The following is a 19,819-nucleotide window of genomic DNA, read 5'->3' as shown; positions in this document are numbered from 1 at the left end:
AAGCCGCCCGCCGGGCGACCAGCCAGGTTGCCGCAATCGCATAGCAGAAGCCGCCAGCCCACGGCTGGCGGCTTTGCTGGTGGCGGTCCGGGGCGGTCGGGACGCACCGGCGCCGCCGGGAGTTGTCGGTGTCCGGTGATACAACCATTCGCATGGGCGCCTTCGGTGGAAATGTGACCTGCGACACGCCGGGCGCGTGTCTTGCGGAGGCCCTACGACCAGCGAATTTCAGAAATGTTATTCCGAACATGTTGTATCTCGACATCTTGTCAGCCACTAGGTGTAGTGTTTCGAGCACCGGCAGATCCCAGGTTCACCAGGCCGACCGGGGCCTGGTTCACCACCCGAAATCGGCTCACCAGGTCATTCGACGCTGGGCGGCCGCAGGACGGGAATGAGGGGGCTTGACGGCCCGCTGTAACACAGCGAAGACGTAGTACCGAGTAGTTGCCAGTCCGTTACAGGTCCCACCTTCCGCAAAGGAGCGGCTTCCATGAGCATCACCGTGTACACCAAGCCGGCATGCGTGCAGTGCAGCGCCACGTTCAAGGCCCTCGACAAGCAGGGCATCGGCTACGAGAAGGTCGACATCACGCTGGACAACGAGGCGCGCGACTACGTGATGGCGCTTGGCTACCTGCAGGCCCCCGTGGTGGTGGCCGGCAACGACCACTGGTCGGGTTTCCGGCCGGACCGCATCAAGGCCCTGTCGGAGGCGGCGCTCAGCGCTTGAGTGTTTAGCGACGGACGTTAGGTAACGAAGGAGGTTGCGGTGCCATGGATAGCACGCAACGCAACCTGGTCTATTTCTCCTCCGTGTCGGAGAACACCCACCGCTTCGTGCAGAAGCTGGGTGTTCCCGCCACGCGGATACCGCTGCATGGCCGCATCGAGGTCGACGAGCCGTACGTGCTGATCCTGCCCACGTACGGCGGCGGCCGCGCCACCCCGGACCTCAACGCCGGTGGCTACGTGCCCAAGCAGGTCATCGCATTCTTGAACAACGAGCAGAACCGGTCGTTGATCCGCGGCGTCATCGCCGCGGGCAACAACAACTTCGGCGCCGAATTCGCCTACGCGGGCAACGTGATCTCGCGCAAATGCGGCGTGCCCTACCTTTACCGCTTCGAACTGATGGGAACCCCGGACGACGTGGACGCCGTTCGCGCGGGCCTGGCTGACTTCTGGAAGGAACAGACGTGCCACCAACCGTCACTGCAGAGCCTGTAACCTCCGGCGCGCACGCGTTGCCCGGTGAAACGGACTACCACGCGCTGAACGCCATGCTGAATCTGTACGACGCAGACGGCAAGATCCAGTTCGACAAAGACGTGCTGGCGGCGCGGCAGTACTTCCTGCAGCACGTCAACCAGAACACCGTCTTCTTCCACAACCAGGATGAGAAGCTCGACTACCTGATCCGCGAGAACTATTACGAGCGTGAGGTTCTCGACCAGTACTCGCGCAACTTCGTCAAGGAGCTGCTGGACCGCGCCTACGCCAAGAAGTTCCGGTTCCCGACGTTCCTCGGCGCGTTCAAGTACTACACCTCCTACACGCTGAAGACGTTCGACGGCAAGCGCTACCTGGAGCGCTTCGAGGACCGCGTGGTGATGGTGGCGTTGACGCTGGCCGCCGGCGACACCGGGCTGGCCGAGAAGCTGGTCGACGAGATCATCGACGGGCGGTTCCAGCCGGCCACCCCGACGTTTCTGAACTCGGGCAAGAAGCAGCGCGGCGAGCCGGTGAGCTGCTTCCTGCTGCGCATCGAGGACAACATGGAGTCGATCGGCCGCTCGATCAACTCCGCGCTGCAGCTGTCCAAGCGCGGCGGTGGGGTTGCGTTGCTGCTGAGCAACATTCGCGAGCACGGGGCACCGATCAAGAACATCGAGAACCAGTCCTCGGGCGTCATCCCGATCATGAAGCTGCTGGAGGATTCGTTCTCCTACGCCAACCAGCTGGGCGCGCGCCAGGGCGCCGGCGCGGTGTACCTGCACGCGCACCACCCGGACATCTACCGTTTCCTGGACACCAAGCGGGAGAACGCCGACGAGAAGATCCGGATCAAGACGCTCTCGCTGGGCGTCGTGATTCCCGACATCACCTTCGAGCTCGCCAAGAAGAACGAGGACATGTACCTGTTCTCGCCGTACGACGTCGAGCGGGTCTACGGCGTGCCGTTCGCCGACATCTCGGTGACCGAGAAGTACTACGAGATGGTCGACGACGCGCGCATCCGCAAGACGAAGATCAAGGCGCGGGAGTTCTTCCAGACCCTGGCCGAGTTGCAGTTCGAGTCCGGTTACCCCTACATCATGTTCGAGGACACGGTGAACCGGGCCAACCCGATCGAGGGCAAGATCACGCACTCGAACCTGTGCTCGGAGATCCTGCAGGTGTCCACGCCGTCGGAGTTCAATGACGACCTGTCGTATTCCAAGGTGGGCAAGGACATTTCGTGCAACCTCGGTTCGCTGAACATCGCCAAGGCGATGGATTCGCCAGACTTCGCGCAGACCATCGAGGTGGCGATCCGCGCGCTGACCGCGGTGAGCGACCAGACGCACATCACCTCGGTGCCCTCGATCGAGCAGGGCAACAACGAGTCCCACGCGATCGGGCTGGGGCAGATGAACCTGCACGGCTATCTGGCGCGCGAGCGCATCTTCTACGGGTCCGAGGAAGGCATCGACTTCACCAACATCTACTTCTACTGCGTGCTGTACCACGCGCTGCGGGCGTCGAATCGCATCGCGATCGAACGGGGTAGGGCCTTCGGCGGTTTCGAGCGGTCGAAGTACGCCTCGGGTGAGTTCTTCGACAAGTACATCGACCAGGTGTGGGAGCCGCAGACCGACAAGGTGCGTCAGCTCTTCGCCGACGCGGACATTCGCATACCCACCCAGGACGACTGGAAGCGGCTGAAGGAGTCGGTGCGCGAGCACGGCATCTACAACCAGAACCTGCAGGCCGTCCCGCCGACGGGGTCGATCTCCTACATCAACCACTCGACCAGCTCGATCCACCCGATCGCCAGCAAGGTGGAGATCCGCAAGGAAGGCAAGATCGGCCGCGTCTACTACCCGGCGCCCTACATGACCAACGACAACCTGGAGTACTTCCAGGACGCCTACGAGATCGGCTATGAGAAGGTCATCGACACCTACGCCGCGGCCACCCAGCACGTGGACCAGGGGCTGAGCCTGACGCTGTTCTTCAAGGACACCGCCACCACCCGCGACGTGAACAAGGCGCAGATCTACGCCTGGCGCAAGGGCATCAAGACGCTCTACTACATCCGGCTGCGGCAGATGGCGCTCGAGGGCACCGAGGTCGAGGGCTGCGTCTCCTGCATGCTGTAGGAGCGCACGAGGGAAGTCTCCGGTGAGCGCGGTCACCGCCCATCCGATCGTCGACGCCGCGCTGCGGCGTTACGAGGACGCGCTGGGGGCCGACCTTCCCGTCTACCGAAATCACGTCTATCGGGGACTGACCTATCACCAAGCGCTTCGCGGTGCCCCGTTGCCCGACTGGGCGGCGCTCGCGTGGGCGGTGCACGACCTGGGCATCTGGACGGCGGGCACCTTCGATTACTTGGAGCCCTCGGCCGACCTCGCGTCGAGCCTGGCCGGCGAGTTCGGCATCGCCGAAGTCGGCGACGCGCGCACGATGGTCACCTGTCACCACAAGCTGCGCGCCGTTGCGGACCCGATGATCGAAACGTTTCGCATCGCCGACCGCGTCGACGTCAGTCGTGGGCTCCTGCGCGGGCCCCTGCCGCGATCCCTCGTCAACGGCGTGGTGACGGAACTGCCGTACCTGAAATTCCACGCCTTCCTGGCACGCGGCCTGCTCGGCTACGCTGCCTCTCACCCACGCCGGCCGTTTCCGATGCTGCGCTGGTGAGGCGGAGTCTGCCCAGGTCAGCGGGGCCTACGCGGTATGGTGCTTGATGTGGTGAAAATGCCTCGACCCTCCCGACCACCTCACCCCGGCGTGAAGCCGCCGGGGGTCAAGGTCGACGCGCGCAGCGAGCGTTGGCGCGAACACCGCAAGAAGGTGCGCGGCGAAATCGTGGACGCGGCCTTCCGCGCCATCGACCGGCTGGGCCCGGACCTGAGCGTGCGGGAGATCGCCGAGGAGGCCGGCACGGCCAAGCCGAAGATCTACCGCCATTTCCACGACAAGTCCGACTTGTTCCAGGCCATCGGTGAACGCCTGCGCGACATGCTCTGGACGGCGATCTTCCCTGCGGTGAACCTCAAGACCGACTCGGCGCGCGAGGTGATCCGTCGCAGCGTCGAGGAATACGTGGGCCTGGTCGACCAGCACCCCAACGTGCTGCGGGTGTTCATCCAGGGCCGCTCGGCGGCCAGCCCGCAGATCCTCAACGAGGGCCGGGGGATCACGTTGGCGATGGCCGACCTGTTCGACGACGAGCTGCGCGAAATGGAACTCGACCACGCGGCGTTCGAGCTGGCCGCGCACGCGGCCTTCGGCTCGGCCGCCTCGGCCACCGAATGGTGGCTGGGTCCCGACCCGCAAAGCGCCCGGCGCATGCCGCGCGAGCAGTTTGTCGCCCACCTGACGACGATCATGGTGGGGGTCATCGTCGGCACCGCCGAGGCGCTCGGCATCTCGATGGATCCCGACCGGCCGGTACACAGCGTGGTGCCCAGCAATCCGGCGGCGAGCTGAGGCGTTGACAGCATCCGATACCCTGGGTACCGGGTATTTTTCGTGAACCAACAGGAAGACCGATCCACCGTGACCGACGTCGTGACACAAGACGAGCCGACAACCGCACACCAGCCCGTCCACACGCGAGCCATCATCATCGGGACCGGCTTCTCCGGCCTCGGCATGGCGATCGCCCTGCAAAAGCAGGGCTTCAGTGGGCAAGACTTCGTCATCCTGGAAAAGGCCGGCGACATCGGGGGGACCTGGCGCGACAACAGCTACCCCGGCTGCGCCTGCGATATCCCGTCGCACCTGTATTCGTTCTCATTCGAGCCCAAGCCGGACTGGAAGAACCCGTTCTCCTACCAGCCTGAGATCTGGGACTACCTCAAGGGCGTCACCGACAAGTACGGGCTGCGCCGCTACATCGTGTTCAACTCCCTGGTGGACCGTGCTCACTGGGACGACGACGAGAACCGTTGGCATGTGTTCACCGCCGACGGCCGTGAGTACGTCGCCCAGTTCCTCATCTCCGGCGCGGGCGCGCTGCACATCCCGTCGTTCCCCGAAATCGAGGGTCGGCACGAATTCGCCGGTCCCGCTTTCCATTCCGCGGAATGGGACCACAGCGTCGACCTGACCGGCAAGCGTGTCGCGATCGTCGGCACCGGCGCCAGCGCGATCCAGATCGTGCCCGAGATCGTCGGGCAGGTCGCCGAGTTGCAGCTCTACCAGCGCACCCCGCCGTGGGTGGTGCCGCGGTCCAACCCCGATATCCCGCCGGCCCTGCGGCGGGCCATGCAAAACGTCCCCGGGCTGCGCGCGCTGACGCGTCTGGGGATCTACTGGGCCCAGGAGGCGCTGGCCTTCGGGATGACCAAGCGGCCCAACGCGCTGAAGTTCATCGAGGCCTACTGCAAATACAACATTCGCCGCTCGGTGAAGGACCGCGAGCTGCGCCGCAAACTGACGCCGCATTACCGCATCGGGTGCAAGCGAATCCTGAACTCCTCCACCTATTACGGCGCGGTCGCGGACCCCAAGACCCAACTGATCACCGATCCCATCAGCCGCATCACGCCCGACGGGATCGTCACCGCCGACGGCCGGGAACACCAGGCGGACGTCATCGTCTACGCCACCGGCTTCCACGTCACCGACTCCTACACCTACGTCCAGGTCAAGGGTCGGCACGGCGAGGACCTGGTCGACCGCTGGAACCGCGAGGGCATCGGCGCGCACCGCGGCATCACCGTCGCCGACGTACCGAACCTGTTCTTCCTACTCGGACCCAACACCGGGCTCGGGCACAACTCCGTGGTGTTCATGATCGAATCGCAGATCCACTACGTCGCCGACGCGATCAAGACCTGCGACAAGAGGGGCGCGCAGGCGCTGGCGCCCACCCGTGCCGCGCAGGACCGCTTCAATGATGAACTGCAACAAAAGCTTTCGCAGTCCGTGTGGAACACCGGCGGCTGCGCCAGCTGGTATCTCGACGAGCACGGCAGGAACACGGTGCTGTGGGGCGGCTACACGTGGCAGTACTGGCGGGCCACCCGCGGGGTCAAGCCGGAGGAGTACCGGTTCTTCGGGACAACCGATCAAAAGAATCTGAGCCCCGCCGGGTAGGCATCACCTGGCCTACCGGGCCTTACACTGGGAGGGCAATGAGCGCCTATCAGATCGTCGTGGTCGGCACCGATGGCTCGGATTCCTCGCTGCGTGCGGTGGACCGAGCCGCCGCGATCGCTGCGCATCACGGCGCGAAATTGATCGTCGCGACCGCGCATCTCCCCGTGCCCGTGGAAAAGGGCCGCTACGCCATCCCACCGGGAAGCGACCACGGTCAGGACTACCGGACGGTGGGCGAGGCCCCTTTCTTCGCGATCCTGCAGAACGCCAGGGAACGGGCGCACCAGGCCGGGGCCACGGACGTGGAGGAGAAGCCGATCGTCGGTCCGCCCATCAATGCGCTGGTGCAGCTCGCCGAGGAGATCGAGGCCGACCTGCTCGTGGTCGGCAACGTCGGGCTCAGCAGCGTCGCCGGGCGACTGCTGGGATCGGTCCCATCCGAAGTCTCCCGCCGGGCCAAGACCGACGTGCTGATCGTCTACACCATCGACTGATCGGCGAAGTCGCTCGACTGCGCGCCTTTTGCAAAGGACCGAAGGCTCAGGCGCACAATGCGATCCAAGACCCGGTCGGAGACCAGCCGGCTGACGCGCACCAGGATCGCGGCGTCGCGTCCGATGGTGTAGCGGGTGCGGGGGCGAGATGCGGTGGCGGCCTTCACGATCACCTTGGCGGCGTGTTCAGCCGGGACGCCGTCCTCGCCGAACGATCGGGCTTGGGCGGTGACGGCTCCCGCGAGCGCGTCGTAACGCGCGAGCTGGACAGGGGTCATGTCGGCCATCAGTGCCTCCGCGGTGGCGATTCCCCGCTCGGCCATTTCGGTTTTGACCGCGCCGGGTTCGACGACGACGACCCTGACGCCGAGATGGCCGATCTCGCGGCGCAGGGCGTCGCTGACCGCCTCGAGAGCGAACTTGGAACCGGCGTATGCGCCGTAGGTCGGCAAGACGACCTTGCCGCCGACGGAACTTATGTTCACGACGGTGCCTTTGCTGGCTAACAGGGCCGGCAGCAGCGCCTGCGTCATCGCGATGTGTCCGAACAGGTTGACCTCGAATTGCTTGCGCCACTGCGCCATCGGCAACGTCTCGACCGGAGCGTTGATCGCGATGCCGGCGTTGTTGACGAGCGCGCGAAGGGGGCGACGCAGCGGATCATTCGCGACACGATCGGCCAGCGCGGCCACGTCCGGCTCGACGGTGATGTCGAGGATGAGCGGTTCGATGCCTTCGGCGCGCAGCGCGTCGGCGTCGGCGTCGCGACGGACACCGGCAAGGACGTGGAAACCCCTGCGCGCCAACTCCTTCGCGGTCGCCGCGCCCATGCCCGTGGAGGCGCCCGTGACGACGATCAGCTCCCGGCGATCGATGCGATTGGAGGAATTCATGGTGGTCTCCGTCCGGGGTGCGGCACTTGAGTTGACGTTGTCAACTGAAGCTAGGCCTTCAAGTTGACATTGTCAACTCAAACCCGGGCTTATGCTCGGCGGGTGACGACACGCGCGGAAAGCGCCGCGGCCACCCGCCGTTCGCTGCTCGAGGCCGCGGGTGCCCTGCTGGACCTCGGCGGGGTCGAGGCGGTGACGCTGCGGGAGGTGGGGGCGCGGGCCGGTGTATCGCGGTCCGCGGCGTATCGCCACTTCGCCGACAAGGAATCGCTACTCGCCGTCGTGGCCACCAACGCGCTGAGCGATTTGGGGGATCTGCTCGAGGTTTTGGTGGCCAGTGACGATGCGCCCGAGGAGTCGTTGCGCTCCGGCCTGCTTTCGCTGATCGGGCTCGGCCGTGCCCGGCCGCATCTGTATCGGCTGATGTTCACCCCGCCGCCGGGGGACCCGACCGACGCGATGCGGGCGGCCGAACGCGCGCAGGATCTGTTCCTCGACATCGTGGGCCGCATCACCGGTCCCGAGCAGGCGCGGCGTTACGGCGCGCTGCTGTTGACCAGTGCCCACGGGATCACGGGTTTGGATTTGAGCGGGCACATGGATCTGGACAAGTGGCACACCAACGCCGAGGAGCTTGTGGACACCCTCATCTCGGTGTTGCCAAGAGCGTGATGAACGCCTGCGCGGCCGCGTCCACGCCGGCTTCGTCGTCGGTGGCCACCAGGTCCAACAGCAAGCCACGCGTGACCGCCAGCCCGAGCCGTGCCATCGCGCCGTCGTAGGGCACGCCGGCGGCGGCCGACTCGACCTCACGCAGCCAGCCATCGACCGCGCCGGGAATCATTCGCGTGAACGGCTTTTCGCCCTGGGCGGCGCGCGAATAGCACTCGAAGAAGAGGCGCTCCAACTGGCGCAGCTCGGGGCGGCGAAGGTCGGCCCACATCGCGGCGAAGCCCTCGGCCGGGTCCATGGGTAACCCGGGCACCAATGCCATCTGGCGGCGCTCGGCCTCCTCGACGATCGCGATCAACAGGTCTTCGCGAGACCCGAAGTGGTGCAACAACATCCGATGACTGGTGCCGACCGCGGCGGCCACCTCGCGCAACGAACGGTTGCCGATGCCGTTCGCGGCGAACTCCTCGAACAGCGTTTCCAGTAGTTCGCGGCGCCGCTGCGCGTCAGGAGTGCGTGCCATCGGCGCGGCTGAGCTGCTCAGACCGGGCCTTGAGTCCCTGAGCCTCGAGCTCGAGGAATCGCTTGGTCTTATTGACCATCAGCCGACCGACCAGCGCGCCGAGCACGCCGCGCTGATCCAGCTGCTGGCGCACCAGGGTGCGGCCGCCGGGCAATCCGGTCACGTAGTGCCGGGCGCTCACCAGGACGCCGGGGGAGCGTTGCACCCAGGTCCAGGAGGCGCCCGGATCGATCTCGGTGACTTTCCAGATCAGCTTCGCCATGCCGGGCTGCTTGATCGCGAACCGCCTGCCGACCTCGAGCGCGTGGCCGTCCCGTCCGACCAGCGACGTCACCGACGCGGTCCACTCGGGCCAGCGCTCGACGTCGCTGAAGACATCCCACACGAGCTGCGGCGGTGCATCGATCTCGACACTGTCTTCGGTAAACATGTACCAAATGGTACATCCAAAGCGCTGCCGGTCAAGGCCTTCACCGCGCCGGGGCGGGCCGAAGACGGATCGGACCGACGGCGGGGCCACCGAGCGTGAACTGGCGGCGCAGATTTCGCCGGTTCTTCGCCGTCAGTGCACGCTCGACGAAGCGGCCGACGCACGACACGCAAACACAACGTCTTGTGTTCCGCTCCCTTGTCGTACCCCAGGGGTAGTGTTTGAGTTCTAGTCGACTGCAGGCAAAAACCGCGTGTGAAGTGGGGTTCTGGTGACCGAAAACATGAAGCTGATTGACCGCGTTTCGGCGATCAACTGGAACCGGCTGCAGGACGAGAAGGACGCCGAGGTCTGGGACCGGCTGACCGGAAACTTCTGGCTGCCCGAGAAGGTGCCGGTGTCCAACGACCTCCCGTCGTGGGCGACGCTGACCCCGGGTGAGAAGCAGCTGACCATGCGGGTATTCACCGGGCTGACGCTGCTGGACACCATCCAGGGCACGGTCGGCGCGGTCAGCCTGATCCCAGACGCGCTGACCCCGCACGAGGAAGCCGTCTACACCAACATCGCGTTCATGGAGTCGGTGCACGCGCGCAGCTACAGCAACATCTTCTCCACCCTGTGCTCGACGGCCGAGATCGACGACGCGTTCCGCTGGTCGGAGGAGAACCCGAACCTGCAGCGCAAGGCCGAGATCGTCATGCAGTACTACAAGGGCGACGAGCCGCTCAAGCGCAAGGTGGCCTCGACGCTGCTGGAGAGCTTTCTGTTCTATTCGGGCTTCTACCTGCCGATGTACTGGTCGAGCCGGGCCAAGCTGACCAACACCGCCGACATGATCCGGCTGATCATCCGCGACGAGGCCGTGCACGGTTACTACATCGGCTACAAGTACCAGCGTGGGCTGGCGCTGGTCGACGAGGACAAGCGCACCGAGCTCAAGGACTACACCTACGAGCTGCTGTTCGAGCTCTACGACAACGAGGTGGAGTACACCCAGGACCTCTACGACCAGGTCGGGCTGACCGAGGACGTCAAGAAGTTCCTGCGCTACAACGCCAATAAGGCGCTGATGAACCTCGGCTACGAAGCGCTGTTCCCCCGCGACGAGACCGACGTCAACCCGGCGATCCTGTCGGCGCTGTCGCCCAACGCCGACGAGAACCACGACTTCTTCTCCGGCTCGGGCTCGAGCTACGTGATCGGCAAGGCCGTCGTCACCGAGGACGAGGACTGGGACTTCTAGGCTCGCTAGCTCAGGAATCGGGCCGGCCGCACACGTCGGGGGGAGGGACTGGGGCCGGCCCGATCCTCTATTCAGACACCGGCTGGGCCGATTTTCTTCCCGCGGGACCCTTGGCGCTTCCGGCGGGCGGCGGCACCCAGGCCCGTAGGACCTTGCGGCCGATCAATTGGCAACCGTGGGTGTTTGCCAATTGCTTTGCGGCCCTGGTGAATTCGCGATTGCTCACCACGACGCTGCGGGCGCATCCGTGGTGGCGGGCCCCGGAGACCACCTGCTGGACGGCGGCGACGCCGACCGCTTTGCCGTAGCGCTTGCATTGAACCGCCACCGAGTGGCCGTCCTTTTCGGCGATCAGGTCGACGCCGTAGTCCCCGACCGCCGGGGTGAACGTGACCCGCCAGCCCGCCCGGCGCAGGCGGGCGGCCACGTAGCCCTCGAACTCGACGCCGTCCATGGCGTCGACCGCCCGCAGGGTGGCGTCGGCGCGCCCCCCGCGCGGCCAGCGACGCCGCGTCGCCCAGCCGAACAGCGCCTCGACCAGCAGCAGCAGGTAGAACGTCGCGAATCCCATTCCGGGGCTGTGCTCGAGGACGCCGACGACCAGCGCACCCGCCAGGGGGAGGACGACGAGCGCCATGAGCACGCCTCGATGGTAAGGACCGGCGCCGACAACACCGCCCGCCGCCGCGCCCGGGGCCGACATGTTCGGGCAGTGAACGGCGTATGAATTGTGCGGACGGAGCGACGGGCCGGTAGCGCCGGTGCTGCCCGTGCCCTGACACTGTCCTGGTGACGAAAACCGCATCCTCGGACCACCGCCACCACTTCTTACGTTCCGTCATCCGGTGGCTGCAGGTCGGCTACCCCGACGGCGTCCCCGGCCCGGACCGCGTGCCGCTGATGGCCCTGCTGCGCAGCACGCCGCTGACCGACGACCAGATCCGCGAAGTGGTGCGTGGCATCACCGCGAAGGAAGGCTCCCCGGAGACGATCGATCACGCGATCGAGCGCGACGAGATCGCCGAATTCATCTCGGACATGACGCAATTCGACGCCGGCAAGGAAAACATCATCCGGGTGGCCGCCACGCTGGCCGCGGCCGGATGGCCGCTGGCCGGCATCGACGTCAGCGAGGTCGTTCCCGACGACGAATTCGCCGAGGCCGCCGAGATCGCGGCCCGAGGCTCCGAGGCCGAAGAGGCCTCGGAGGTCGCGTCATAGCTTCGAGATGTCGATGACGAAGCGGTAGCGCACGTCGCTCGCCAGGACGCGCTCGTACGCCTCGTTGATGTAATCCGGGTCGATCAGCTCGATTTCGGGCGTCACATCGTGCTCGGCGCAGAAGTCCAGCATCTCCTGGGTTTCGGCGATCCCACCGATGTTGGACCCGGAAAGGCTGCGCCGGGCCAGCGCCAGCGCGAACGCCCCCACCTCCATCGGGTGCTCCGGGATGCCCAGCTCGACGAGGGTGCCGTCGACGTCGAGCAGGCTGAGGTAGTCGTTCAGGTTCAGGTTCGCCGACACGGTGTTGAGCATCAGGTCGAAGCTGCCGCGCAACTTCTTGAAGGTCTCGCGGTCGGCGGTCGCGTAGTAGTGCTTGGCGCCCAGCCGCATCCCGTCCTCCATCTTCTTCAGCGACTGCGACAGCACCGTCACCTCGGCGCCCATCGCCGCACCGAGCTTGACGCCCATGTGGCCCAGGCCGCCGAGGCCGATGATCGCCAGCCGGGTGCCCTCGCCGGCCTTCCAGTGCCGCAGCGGCGAGAACAGCGTGATCCCGGCGCACAGCAGCGGAGCGGCCTTGTCCAGCGGCAGCGAGTCGGGGATGCGGAGGACGAAGTTCTCGTCGACGACGATCGCCTGGCTGTAGCCGCCCTGCGTCGGCGTGCCGTCCTTGTCGGTGGAGTTGTAGGTGAAGGTCGCGCCGTTCTTGCAGTACTGCTCGAGGCCGTTCTGGCAGCTGCTGCAGTGACCGCAGGAGTTCACCATGCAGCCGACGCCGACGTGGTCGCCGACCTGGTACTTGGTGACCTCTGAGCCCACCGCGCTCACCACGCCGGCGATCTCGTGGCCCACGACCACCGGGTAGTTCGGCACGCCCCACTCGCCCTTGGCCGTGTGGATGTCGGAGTGGCAGATGCCGGCGAACTTGATGTCGATAGCCACGTCGTGCGGGCCGGGTTCACGGCGCTCGATGGTGGTTTTGGTCAGCGGTTCGGTAGCCGAGGTCGCGGCGTAGGCCGAAACAGTGCTCATGAATATCCCTCTTCGAAATGGTTCCGTCGGAAAAAGTTTAGCTAAGGTAATGTTCCCGGGCCACCGGAGGCGCTAGGGATCACATCAGGAGTGCGGGTACCCGCTCGCCGGCGCGCTAATTGATGGGCGCGTTGACCAGTCGCAGGTCGTCGACGATGCCGCGGGCCGCGATCAGGCCCTCGCCGGTTTGCCAGATCTCGTCGTTGACGATGTAGACGCGGTTGTCGTGGTTGGCCGACAGCTTGCGCCAAGGGTTGCTGTCCAGCAGGGTCGCGGCGCGCTGGGCGGCCGCCGGTGACGAGCACGACACGTAGACGACGTCGGCGTCGGCGGCGGAGAAGTCCGGGTTCTTGGCCAGGTCGGCGTCGCTGGCGCCGATCTCGATGTACGGCTTGTCGGTGAACCGTTGGGCTGCCGGCCGGTCCACCCCGACGGCGCCGAGCACGCTGGCCGGGAAGTTGTTGGTGCCGTAGATCCGGACCGTGTCGATGGTCAGCTGCACGATGGAGGCCTGGAAATGGGAGGCGTCGTGCCGAGCGCCGATGTCGCCGGCCCGCTGCGAGAAACCGGTGAGCAGGGCGTCGGCCGCGCCGCCGCGCGCCGTCGCGGCGCCCACGCCCCGCGCGTTGTCTTCCCATGCCGCGCCCGGCGCCGCGGTGAACACCGTCGGGGCGATCGCGGCCAGCTGCGAATACAGCTTCGGCGTCAGCCCCTGCGAACCGAGGATCAGGTCGGGGTGGGCCGCCGCGATCCCGGCCAGGTCCGGGTTGCTGCGGGTCCCGACGCCCGCGACGCCGCGCACCGCGCTGCCCAGGTAGGCGGGCTGGCTCGAGGACCCGTCCGGCAGCGCCGCGCCGACCACCCGCGACTGCAGGCCCAGCGCGCACAGCGTGTCGAGCTGGTCGCCGGACAGCACCACGATGCGCTGCGGCTCGGCTGGCACCTGCACCACGTCGGGATTGACGCCGGCGGCGTTGTGGGCCTGCCGCGTCTTCGGCCCCGGATCGGGCGCCGCGGCGTCCCGGGCGCACGATTCGTCCGGGCGGCGGTCGTTTCCGAGCACGCCGGCACCCGCGATCTGGGTGGTGGGGGTGACCAGAGAGGGGGTGGACGCCTTGCCGCCCGGTTTGCCGGATCCGCAACCGCTGCACGCGACGGCGACGGCGGCCGCCAGCGCGGCGGCCGCGCGCAGGTACGCGGGTCGGGTCACGCCGAAAAGCACGCGTCAGACGCTAACACCCGCCGCCGGTGCCCCCGGCGCGCCGAACCGACACGCCGCCCCGCCGACCCATTTACGACAGTTTGTAGGACCAGCCCTGACGTCGCCATGATCGGCGGTTAAGATTCGAGTCAGCTCTGTTTTTTGGGCCCCTGTCCTACTGTTTGGAGAAGCTGTTGACAGCCGAAGCGCCCCCCTTGGGAGAATTCGAGGCCGTTCGTCCGTACCCAGACCGGACCGGTCCCAAAGGGAACCTCGTCTACAAACTGGTAACGACCACCGATCACAAGATGATCGGCATCATGTACACGGTCACTTGCTTCGTCTTTTTCTTCATCGGCGGACTGATGGCCCTGTTGATGCGCACCGAGCTGGCCGCGCCGGGACTGCAGTTCCTGTCGAATGAGCAGTACAACCAGCTGTTCACCATGCACGGCACGATCATGCTGCTGCTGTACGCCACCCCGGTGGTGTTCGGCTTCGCCAACCTGGTGCTGCCGCTGCAGATCGGCGCGCCCGACGTGGCGTTCCCGCGGCTGAACGCCTTCTCGTTCTGGCTGTTCCTCTTCGGCGGTCTGACCGCGTCGGCCGGCTTCATCGTCCCGGGCGGCGCCGCGGACTTCGGCTGGACGGCCTACACGCCGCTGTCGGACGCGGTCCACTCGCCGGGAGCCGGCGGGGACCTGTGGATCACCGGCCTGATCGTCGCCGGTCTGGGCACCATCCTGGGTGCGGTCAACATGATCACCACCGTGGTGTGCATGCGCGCGCCCGGCATGACGATGTTCCGGATGCCGATCTTCACCTGGAACATCCTGGTGACGTCGATCCTGATCCTGATCGCGTTCCCGATCCTGACCGCCGCGCTGTTCGGGCTGGCCGCCGATCGACATCTAGGGGCCCATGTCTACGACGCGGCCAACGGCGGGGTTTTGCTGTGGCAGCACCTGTTCTGGTTCTTCGGCCATCCCGAGGTGTACATCATCGCGCTGCCGTTCTTCGGCATCATCACCGAGATCATCCCGGTGTTCTCCCGCAAGCCGGTATTCGGTTACACCACACTGGTTTACGCGACGCTGTCCATCGCCGCGTTGTCGGTCGCGGTGTGGGCGCACCACATGTTCGCCACCGGAGCCGTTCTGCTGCCGTTCTTTTCGTTCATGACCTATCTGATCGCCGTGCCGACCGGGATCAAGTTCTTCAACTGGATCGGCACGATGTGGAAGGGGCAAATCACCTTTGAGACCCCCATGCTGTTCTCGGTGGGCTTTTTGGTCACCTTCCTGCTGGGCGGTCTGACCGGGGTGATGCTGGCGAGCCCGCCGCTGGACTTCCACGTCACCGACACCTACTTCGTGGTCGCGCACTTCCACTACGTGCTGTTCGGGACGATCGTGTTCGCCACGTTCGCCGGTGTGTACTTCTGGTTCCCGAAGATGACCGGTCGGCTGCTGGACGAGCGGCTGGGCAAGCTGCACTTCTGGTTGACCTTCATCGGCTTCCACACCACCTTCCTGGTGCAGCACTGGCTGGGCGACATGGGGATGCCGCGCCGCTACGCCGACTACCTGCCCTCGGACGGCTTCCAGCCCTACAACATCGCCTCGACGGTCGGCGCCTTCATCCTGGGCGCGTCGATGTTCCCGTTCGTCTGGAACGTCTTCAAGAGCTGGCGCTACGGCGAGGTCGTGACCGTCGACGACCCCTGGGGCTACGGCAACTCCCTGGAATGGGCCACCAGCTGCCCGCCGCCGCGGCACAACTTCACCGAACTGCCCCGGATCCGTTCGGAGCGCCCGGCTTTCGAGCTGCACTACCCGCACATGGTGGAGCGGCTGCGCGCCGAGGCGCACGTCGGGCGCCACGCCACGGCCCTCGAGTCACCGAAGGGCTTCGGTCCGCGGACCGAGCCCGATCGCTCGACGCCTGAACAGTAGCGGCGGTAGCCGCAGGTGAATTCACCACCGAAGGTGTCGGTACTGATCACCGTCACCGGCGTGGACCAACCGGGCGTCACCTCGGCCCTCTTCGAGGCCCTCTCCCGGCATGGCGTCGAGTTGCTCAACGTCGAACAGGTGGTGATCCGGCACCGCCTGACGCTCGGCGTGCTGGTGTGCTGCCCCGCCGACGTCGCCGACGGCGCCGACTTGCGCCGTGACGTCGAATCGGCGATTCGCGGGGTGGGCCTCGACGTCACCATCGAGCGCAGCGAGGACGTGCCGATCATCCGGGATCCCTCGACCCACACCATCTTCGTGCTGGGCCGGCCCATCACCGCCGGCGCGTTCGGCGCGGTGGCGCGGGTGTCCGCCGGCCTCGGCGTGAACATCGACCTGATTCGCGGGGTCTCCGACTACCCGGTGACCGGCCTCGAGCTGCGGGTCTCGGTGCCCCCGGGATCGGACGCCGCGCTGCGGACCGCCCTGAACCAGGTGTCGGCCGAGGAGCGCATCGACGTCGCCGTCGAGGACTACACCCTGGAGCGGCGGGCCAAGCGGCTGATCGTGTTCGACGTGGACTCGACGCTGGTGCAGGGCGAGGTCATCGAGATGCTGGCCGCCCGGGCGGGCGCCGAGGGGAAGGTCGCCGCCATCACCGAGGCCGCCATGCGGGGCGAGCTGGATTTCGCGCAGTCCCTCGAACAGCGGGTGGCCACCCTGGCGGGGCTGCCGGCCAGCGTGATCGACGAGGTCGCCGAACAACTCGAGTTGATGCCCGGCGCGCGGACGACTCTGCGGACGTTGCGGCGCTTGGGTTTTCACTGCGGCGTGGTTTCCGGCGGCTTCCGGGGCATCATCGAGCCGTTGGCCGAGGAGCTGATGCTGGACTACGTCGCGGCCAACGAGCTGGAGATCGTCGACGGCAAACTCACCGGGCGCGTCGTCGGCCCGATCATCGACCGCGCCGGCAAGGCCACCGCGCTGCGCGACTTCGCGGAGCGGGCCGGGGTGCCGATGGCCCAGACCGTCGCCGTCGGCGACGGCGCCAACGACATCGACATGCTGGCCGCGGCGGGGCTCGGGGTGGCCTTCAACGCCAAGCCGGCGTTGCGGGAGGTGGCCGACGCCTCGCTGAGCCACCCGTACCTGGACACCGTGCTTTTCCTGTTGGGCGTCACGCGCGGCGAAATCGAGGCCGCCGACGCGGTGACCGGCGAGGTGCGCCGGGTGGAAATCCCGCCCGAGGGGTAGCGATAGCCCCGGCGCGGCGTCGCCGCGAGCAGACAGAAACTCGCGTGATCTCAGCCACTTTCGTGCGATTTTGCGTCTGGTCGCCGGAGCGGCGACCCGGCAGGGATCGGACGGCCGCGGTACGGCACGATGAGCGGGTGCCCGCCGACCAAACGAACGAGGCAGCCGACCCCGATCTGCTGATCGATTTCAGGAACGTGTCGCTGCGGCGCGGCGGCAACTCCCTCGTCGGGCCGGTGGATTGGGCGGTCGAACTCGACGAGCGCTGGGTCATCATCGGCCCCAACGGGGCCGGCAAGACATCCCTGCTGCGCATCGCCGCGGCGGCCGAACACCCCTCGTCGGGCGTGGCCTTCGTGCTCGGCGAGCGGCTGGGCCGGGTGGACGTGTCGGAGTTGCGGTCCCGGATCGGGCTCAGCTCGTCGGCGCTCGCGCAGCGCGTGCCGACCGACGAGGTGGTGCGCGACTTGGTCGTGTCGGCCGGCTACGCGGTGCTGGGCCGGTGGCGGGAGCGCTACGAGGACGTCGACTACCGCCGGGCCATCGACATGCTGGAGAGCCTCGGCGCCGAGCACCTCGCGGACCGCACCTACGGAACGCTGTCGGAAGGCGAACGCAAGCGGGTGTTGATCGCCCGCGCGCTGATGACGGACCCCGAGCTGCTGCTGCTCGACGAGCCCGCCGCGGGCCTGGACCTGGGCGGCCGCGAGGAGTTGGTGGCGCGGCTGGCCGACCTGGCGGCCGACCCCGACGCTCCCGCGCTGGTGCTGGTCACCCACCACGTCGAGGAGATCCCCCCGGGTTTCAGCCACTGCATGCTGCTGTCCGAGGGACAGGTGGTCGCCGCGGGGTTGCTGACCGACGTGCTGACCGGCGAGAACCTGTCCACCGCGTTCGGCCAGTCGATCGCCCTCGACGTCGTCGACGGGCGCTATTTCGCCCGCCGCGTCCGCACCCGCGCAGCGCACCGGAGGCAGCTATGACCTCACCGACCGAAGAGGCCCCACTGGTCCCGCGCCCGGCGGCGACCGTGATGCTCGTCCGCGACGACCCGGCGGGCTCGGGAACCGGGCTAGCCGTCTTCCTGATGCGCCGCCACGCCAAGATGGAGTTCGCCGCGGGCACGATGGTGTTCCCCGGCGGCGGCGTCGACGACCGGGACCGCAACGCCGACATCGCGTGGGCCGGCCCGCCGCCGCAGTGGTGGGCGGAGCGTTTCGGCATCGAGCCCGACCTGGCCGAGGCGCTGGTGTGCGCGGCGGCCAGGGAGACCTTCGAGGAATCCGGAGTGCTGTTCGCGGGGCCGGCCGGCGACCCGGACGGGATCGTGGGGGACGCGTCGGTGTACGCCGACGCCCGCCGCGCGCTGGCCGACGGGACGCTGTCGTTCGCGGACTTTCTGCGCCGCGAGAACCTCGAGCTGCGTTCGGATCTGCTGCGGCCGTGGGCCAACTGGGTCACCCCGGAAGCCGAGCGCACCCGCCGCTACGACACCTACTTCTTTGTGGGCGCCCTGCCCGAGGGGCAGCGGGCCGACGGCGAGAACACCGAATCCGACCGTGCCGGCTGGACGACGCCCCAGGCGGCCATCGAAGACTTCTCGGCCGGCCGATGCTTCCTGCTGCCGCCGACGTGGACCCAGCTGGACTCGCTCGCCGGCCGGACCGTCGCGGAGGTGCTGTCCGTCGAGCGGCAGATCGTGCCGGTGCAGCCGCACCTGGAGATCCAGGGCGACAACTGGGTGTTCGAGTTCTTCGACTCCGACCGCTACCACCAGGCGCGCGAGGCCGGCGGGATGGGGTGGCGGCATTGAGCGAGTTCGTCAGCACGGTGGTCAGCGACGGCTCGCAGGACGCCGGGCTGGCCATGCTGCTGCTGTCGCGCCCGCCGACGAACGCGATGACCCGCCAGGTCTACCGGGAGATCGTGGCCGCGGCCGCCGAGCTGGGGGAGCGCGACGACGTGGCGGCCGTCATCTTGTTCGGCGGCCACGAGATCTTCTCCGCCGGTGACGACATGCCCGAGCTGCGCACGCTGACCGCGCCGGAGGCCGAGACGGCGGCCCGGGCCCGCCAGCAGGCCATCGAGGCCGTGGCGGGCATCCCCAAGCCGACCGTCGCCGCAATCACCGGGTACGCCCTGGGCGCCGGGCTCACGCTGGCCCTGGCCGCCGACTGGCGCGTCAGCGGCGACAATGTGAAGTTCGGCGCGACCGAGATCCTGGCCGGCCTCGTCCCGGGTGGCGACGGGATGGCCCGCCTGACCCGCGCGGCCGGGGCGAGCAAGGCCAAGGAACTGGTGTTCAGCGGCCGGTTCTTCGACGCCGAGGAGGCGCTGGCGCTGGGCCTGATCGACGAGATGGTGGCCCCCGACGACGTGTACGACGCGGCGGCGGGGTGGGCGCGCCGCTTCCTCGAGGGCCCCCGGGCCGCGCTGGCCGCCGCGAAGGCGGGCATCAACGACGTGTTCGAGCTGGATCCCGGTGATCGGGGCGCGGCCGAGCGGCGCCGTTACGTCGAGGTGTTCGGCGCTGGTCAGACCGGCGAAGAGGACTCCGGATCCGCCGCCCGTTAGGCT

General features: G+C 67.3%; 21 protein-coding genes. 15 read left to right on the top strand and 6 right to left on the bottom strand.

Annotation, left to right across the window (positions count from 1 at the left end; translation table 11 throughout):
* Nucleotides 1-493: 493 nt before the first annotated feature.
* From A5680_RS22835 to A5680_RS22805, 7 genes are all read left to right on the top strand, one after another.
* Nucleotides 494-733, top strand: a complete 240-nt coding sequence (locus A5680_RS22835; protein WP_055403351.1) for a redoxin NrdH — start codon at nt 494-496, stop codon at nt 731-733.
* A gap of 44 nt (nt 734-777) precedes the next feature.
* On the top strand, nt 778-1,230 hold the full coding sequence (gene nrdI, locus A5680_RS22830; protein ID WP_055403352.1) for a class Ib ribonucleoside-diphosphate reductase assembly flavoprotein NrdI: 453 nt from the start codon (nt 778-780) through the stop codon (nt 1,228-1,230).
* Entirely contained in the window at nt 1,200-3,365 is a 2,166-nt protein-coding gene (gene nrdE, locus A5680_RS22825) for a class 1b ribonucleoside-diphosphate reductase subunit alpha (protein ID WP_055403353.1), read from the top strand. The genes nrdI and nrdE overlap by 31 nt, the downstream gene beginning before the upstream one ends.
* Before the next feature lie 22 nt (nt 3,366-3,387).
* Nucleotides 3,388-3,909, top strand: coding sequence for a hypothetical protein (locus tag A5680_RS22820; RefSeq protein WP_067823487.1), 522 nt, complete (start codon nt 3,388-3,390; stop codon nt 3,907-3,909).
* A gap of 57 nt (nt 3,910-3,966) precedes the next feature.
* Entirely contained in the window at nt 3,967-4,701 is a 735-nt protein-coding gene (locus A5680_RS22815) for a TetR/AcrR family transcriptional regulator (RefSeq protein WP_067823662.1), read from the top strand.
* 69 nt (nt 4,702-4,770) lie between these two features.
* On the top strand, nt 4,771-6,315 hold the full coding sequence (locus A5680_RS22810) for an NAD(P)/FAD-dependent oxidoreductase (protein WP_067823658.1): 1,545 nt from the start codon (nt 4,771-4,773) through the stop codon (nt 6,313-6,315).
* Nucleotides 6,316-6,353: 38 nt separating this feature from the next.
* Entirely contained in the window at nt 6,354-6,812 is a 459-nt protein-coding gene (locus A5680_RS22805; RefSeq protein ID WP_055403355.1) for a universal stress protein, read from the top strand.
* Here the strand turns inward: A5680_RS22805 and A5680_RS22800 are convergent.
* Complete coding sequence (locus A5680_RS22800) at nt 6,797-7,705, bottom strand: SDR family oxidoreductase (protein ID WP_067823484.1); 909 nt, start codon at nt 7,703-7,705, stop codon at nt 6,797-6,799. The genes A5680_RS22805 and A5680_RS22800 overlap by 16 nt on opposite strands.
* Before the next feature lie 102 nt (nt 7,706-7,807).
* Between A5680_RS22800 and A5680_RS22795 the strand changes: the two genes are divergently transcribed.
* Nucleotides 7,808-8,377 (top strand): TetR/AcrR family transcriptional regulator, encoded by a 570-nt coding sequence (locus A5680_RS22795; RefSeq protein ID WP_067823481.1) that lies wholly within the window; start codon nt 7,808-7,810, stop codon nt 8,375-8,377.
* Here A5680_RS22795 and A5680_RS22790 read toward each other — a convergent pair.
* Complete coding sequence (locus A5680_RS22790) at nt 8,352-8,900, bottom strand: TetR/AcrR family transcriptional regulator (protein ID WP_055403992.1); 549 nt, start codon at nt 8,898-8,900, stop codon at nt 8,352-8,354. The two genes, A5680_RS22795 and A5680_RS22790, sit on opposite strands and share 26 nt — an antisense overlap.
* Nucleotides 8,884-9,330, bottom strand: coding sequence for an SRPBCC family protein (locus A5680_RS22785; RefSeq protein ID WP_055403991.1), 447 nt, complete (start codon nt 9,328-9,330; stop codon nt 8,884-8,886). The genes A5680_RS22790 and A5680_RS22785 overlap by 17 nt, the downstream gene beginning before the upstream one ends.
* Before the next feature lie 271 nt (nt 9,331-9,601).
* Between A5680_RS22785 and nrdF the strand changes: the two genes are divergently transcribed.
* On the top strand, nt 9,602-10,576 hold the full coding sequence (gene nrdF, locus A5680_RS22780; protein WP_197281278.1) for a class 1b ribonucleoside-diphosphate reductase subunit beta: 975 nt from the start codon (nt 9,602-9,604) through the stop codon (nt 10,574-10,576).
* Nucleotides 10,577-10,643: 67 nt separating this feature from the next.
* On the opposite strand, the gene A5680_RS22775 is transcribed toward nrdF, so the two are convergent.
* Complete coding sequence (locus A5680_RS22775) at nt 10,644-11,213, bottom strand: restriction endonuclease (protein WP_082459906.1); 570 nt, start codon at nt 11,211-11,213, stop codon at nt 10,644-10,646.
* Between the two features lie 152 nt (nt 11,214-11,365).
* On the opposite strand from A5680_RS22775, the gene A5680_RS22770 reads away from it, so the two are divergent.
* Nucleotides 11,366-11,797, top strand: coding sequence for a DUF3349 domain-containing protein (locus A5680_RS22770; protein WP_067823477.1), 432 nt, complete (start codon nt 11,366-11,368; stop codon nt 11,795-11,797).
* Here A5680_RS22770 and A5680_RS22765 read toward each other — a convergent pair.
* On the bottom strand, nt 11,792-12,832 hold the full coding sequence (locus A5680_RS22765) for an NAD(P)-dependent alcohol dehydrogenase (protein WP_067823474.1): 1,041 nt from the start codon (nt 12,830-12,832) through the stop codon (nt 11,792-11,794). The two genes, A5680_RS22770 and A5680_RS22765, sit on opposite strands and share 6 nt — an antisense overlap.
* Nucleotides 12,833-12,947: 115 nt before the next feature.
* Nucleotides 12,948-14,024, bottom strand: coding sequence for an iron-siderophore ABC transporter substrate-binding protein (locus A5680_RS22760; RefSeq protein ID WP_156675210.1), 1,077 nt, complete (start codon nt 14,022-14,024; stop codon nt 12,948-12,950).
* A gap of 203 nt (nt 14,025-14,227) precedes the next feature.
* Between A5680_RS22760 and ctaD the strand changes: the two genes are divergently transcribed.
* The 5 genes from ctaD to A5680_RS22735 all read left to right on the top strand — a co-directional run bounded on the left by ctaD (nt 14,228) and on the right by A5680_RS22735 (nt 19,816).
* The gene (gene ctaD, locus A5680_RS22755) at nt 14,228-15,988 is read left to right on the top strand and encodes a cytochrome c oxidase subunit I (protein WP_156675207.1); all 1,761 of its coding nucleotides are present in this window, start codon (nt 14,228-14,230) and stop codon (nt 15,986-15,988) included.
* Nucleotides 15,989-16,003: 15 nt separating this feature from the next.
* On the top strand, nt 16,004-17,242 hold the full coding sequence (gene serB, locus A5680_RS22750) for a phosphoserine phosphatase SerB (protein WP_055403986.1): 1,239 nt from the start codon (nt 16,004-16,006) through the stop codon (nt 17,240-17,242).
* A 137-nt stretch (nt 17,243-17,379) separates the two neighbouring features.
* Nucleotides 17,380-18,225 carry an ABC transporter ATP-binding protein gene (locus A5680_RS22745; RefSeq protein WP_067823468.1) on the top strand — a complete coding sequence of 282 codons (846 nt, stop codon included), beginning with the start codon at nt 17,380-17,382 and terminating at the stop codon, nt 18,223-18,225.
* Nucleotides 18,222-19,055, top strand: coding sequence for an NUDIX hydrolase (locus A5680_RS22740; RefSeq protein ID WP_067823466.1), 834 nt, complete (start codon nt 18,222-18,224; stop codon nt 19,053-19,055). The genes A5680_RS22745 and A5680_RS22740 overlap by 4 nt, the downstream gene beginning before the upstream one ends.
* A complete protein-coding gene (locus tag A5680_RS22735) occupies nt 19,052-19,816 on the top strand; it encodes an enoyl-CoA hydratase (protein ID WP_067823654.1) in 765 nt (254 codons plus the stop codon). Before A5680_RS22740 ends, A5680_RS22735 begins: the two co-directional genes overlap by 4 nt.
* Nucleotides 19,817-19,819: the final 3 nt, after the last annotated feature.

This window comes from Mycobacterium sp. E2989, assembly GCF_001667595.1.
Taxonomy (GTDB): domain Bacteria; phylum Actinomycetota; class Actinomycetes; order Mycobacteriales; family Mycobacteriaceae; genus Mycobacterium.
This window is presented reverse-complemented; position numbering and strand designations above follow the sequence as displayed.

What these genes read in the sequence shown, in the direction of transcription:
- A5680_RS22835 (WP_055403351.1), top strand. Translation starts at nt 494, where the DNA reads ATGAGCATCACCGTGTACACCAAGCCGGCATGCGTGCAGTGCAGCGCC.
- nrdI (WP_055403352.1), top strand. Translation starts at nt 778, where the DNA reads ATGGATAGCACGCAACGCAACCTGGTCTATTTCTCCTCCGTGTCGGAG.
- A5680_RS22815 (WP_067823662.1), top strand. Translation starts at nt 3,967, where the DNA reads ATGCCTCGACCCTCCCGACCACCTCACCCCGGCGTGAAGCCGCCGGGG.
- A5680_RS22805 (WP_055403355.1), top strand. Translation starts at nt 6,354, where the DNA reads ATGAGCGCCTATCAGATCGTCGTGGTCGGCACCGATGGCTCGGATTCC.
- A5680_RS22800 (WP_067823484.1), bottom strand. Translation starts at nt 7,705, where the DNA reads ATGAATTCCTCCAATCGCATCGATCGCCGGGAGCTGATCGTCGTCACG.
- A5680_RS22790 (WP_055403992.1), bottom strand. Translation starts at nt 8,900, where the DNA reads ATGGCACGCACTCCTGACGCGCAGCGGCGCCGCGAACTACTGGAAACG.
- A5680_RS22785 (WP_055403991.1), bottom strand. Translation starts at nt 9,330, where the DNA reads ATGTTTACCGAAGACAGTGTCGAGATCGATGCACCGCCGCAGCTCGTG.
- A5680_RS22775 (WP_082459906.1), bottom strand. Translation starts at nt 11,213, where the DNA reads ATGGCGCTCGTCGTCCTCCCCCTGGCGGGTGCGCTGGTCGTCGGCGTC.
- A5680_RS22765 (WP_067823474.1), bottom strand. Translation starts at nt 12,832, where the DNA reads ATGAGCACTGTTTCGGCCTACGCCGCGACCTCGGCTACCGAACCGCTG.
- A5680_RS22740 (WP_067823466.1), top strand. Translation starts at nt 18,222, where the DNA reads ATGACCTCACCGACCGAAGAGGCCCCACTGGTCCCGCGCCCGGCGGCG.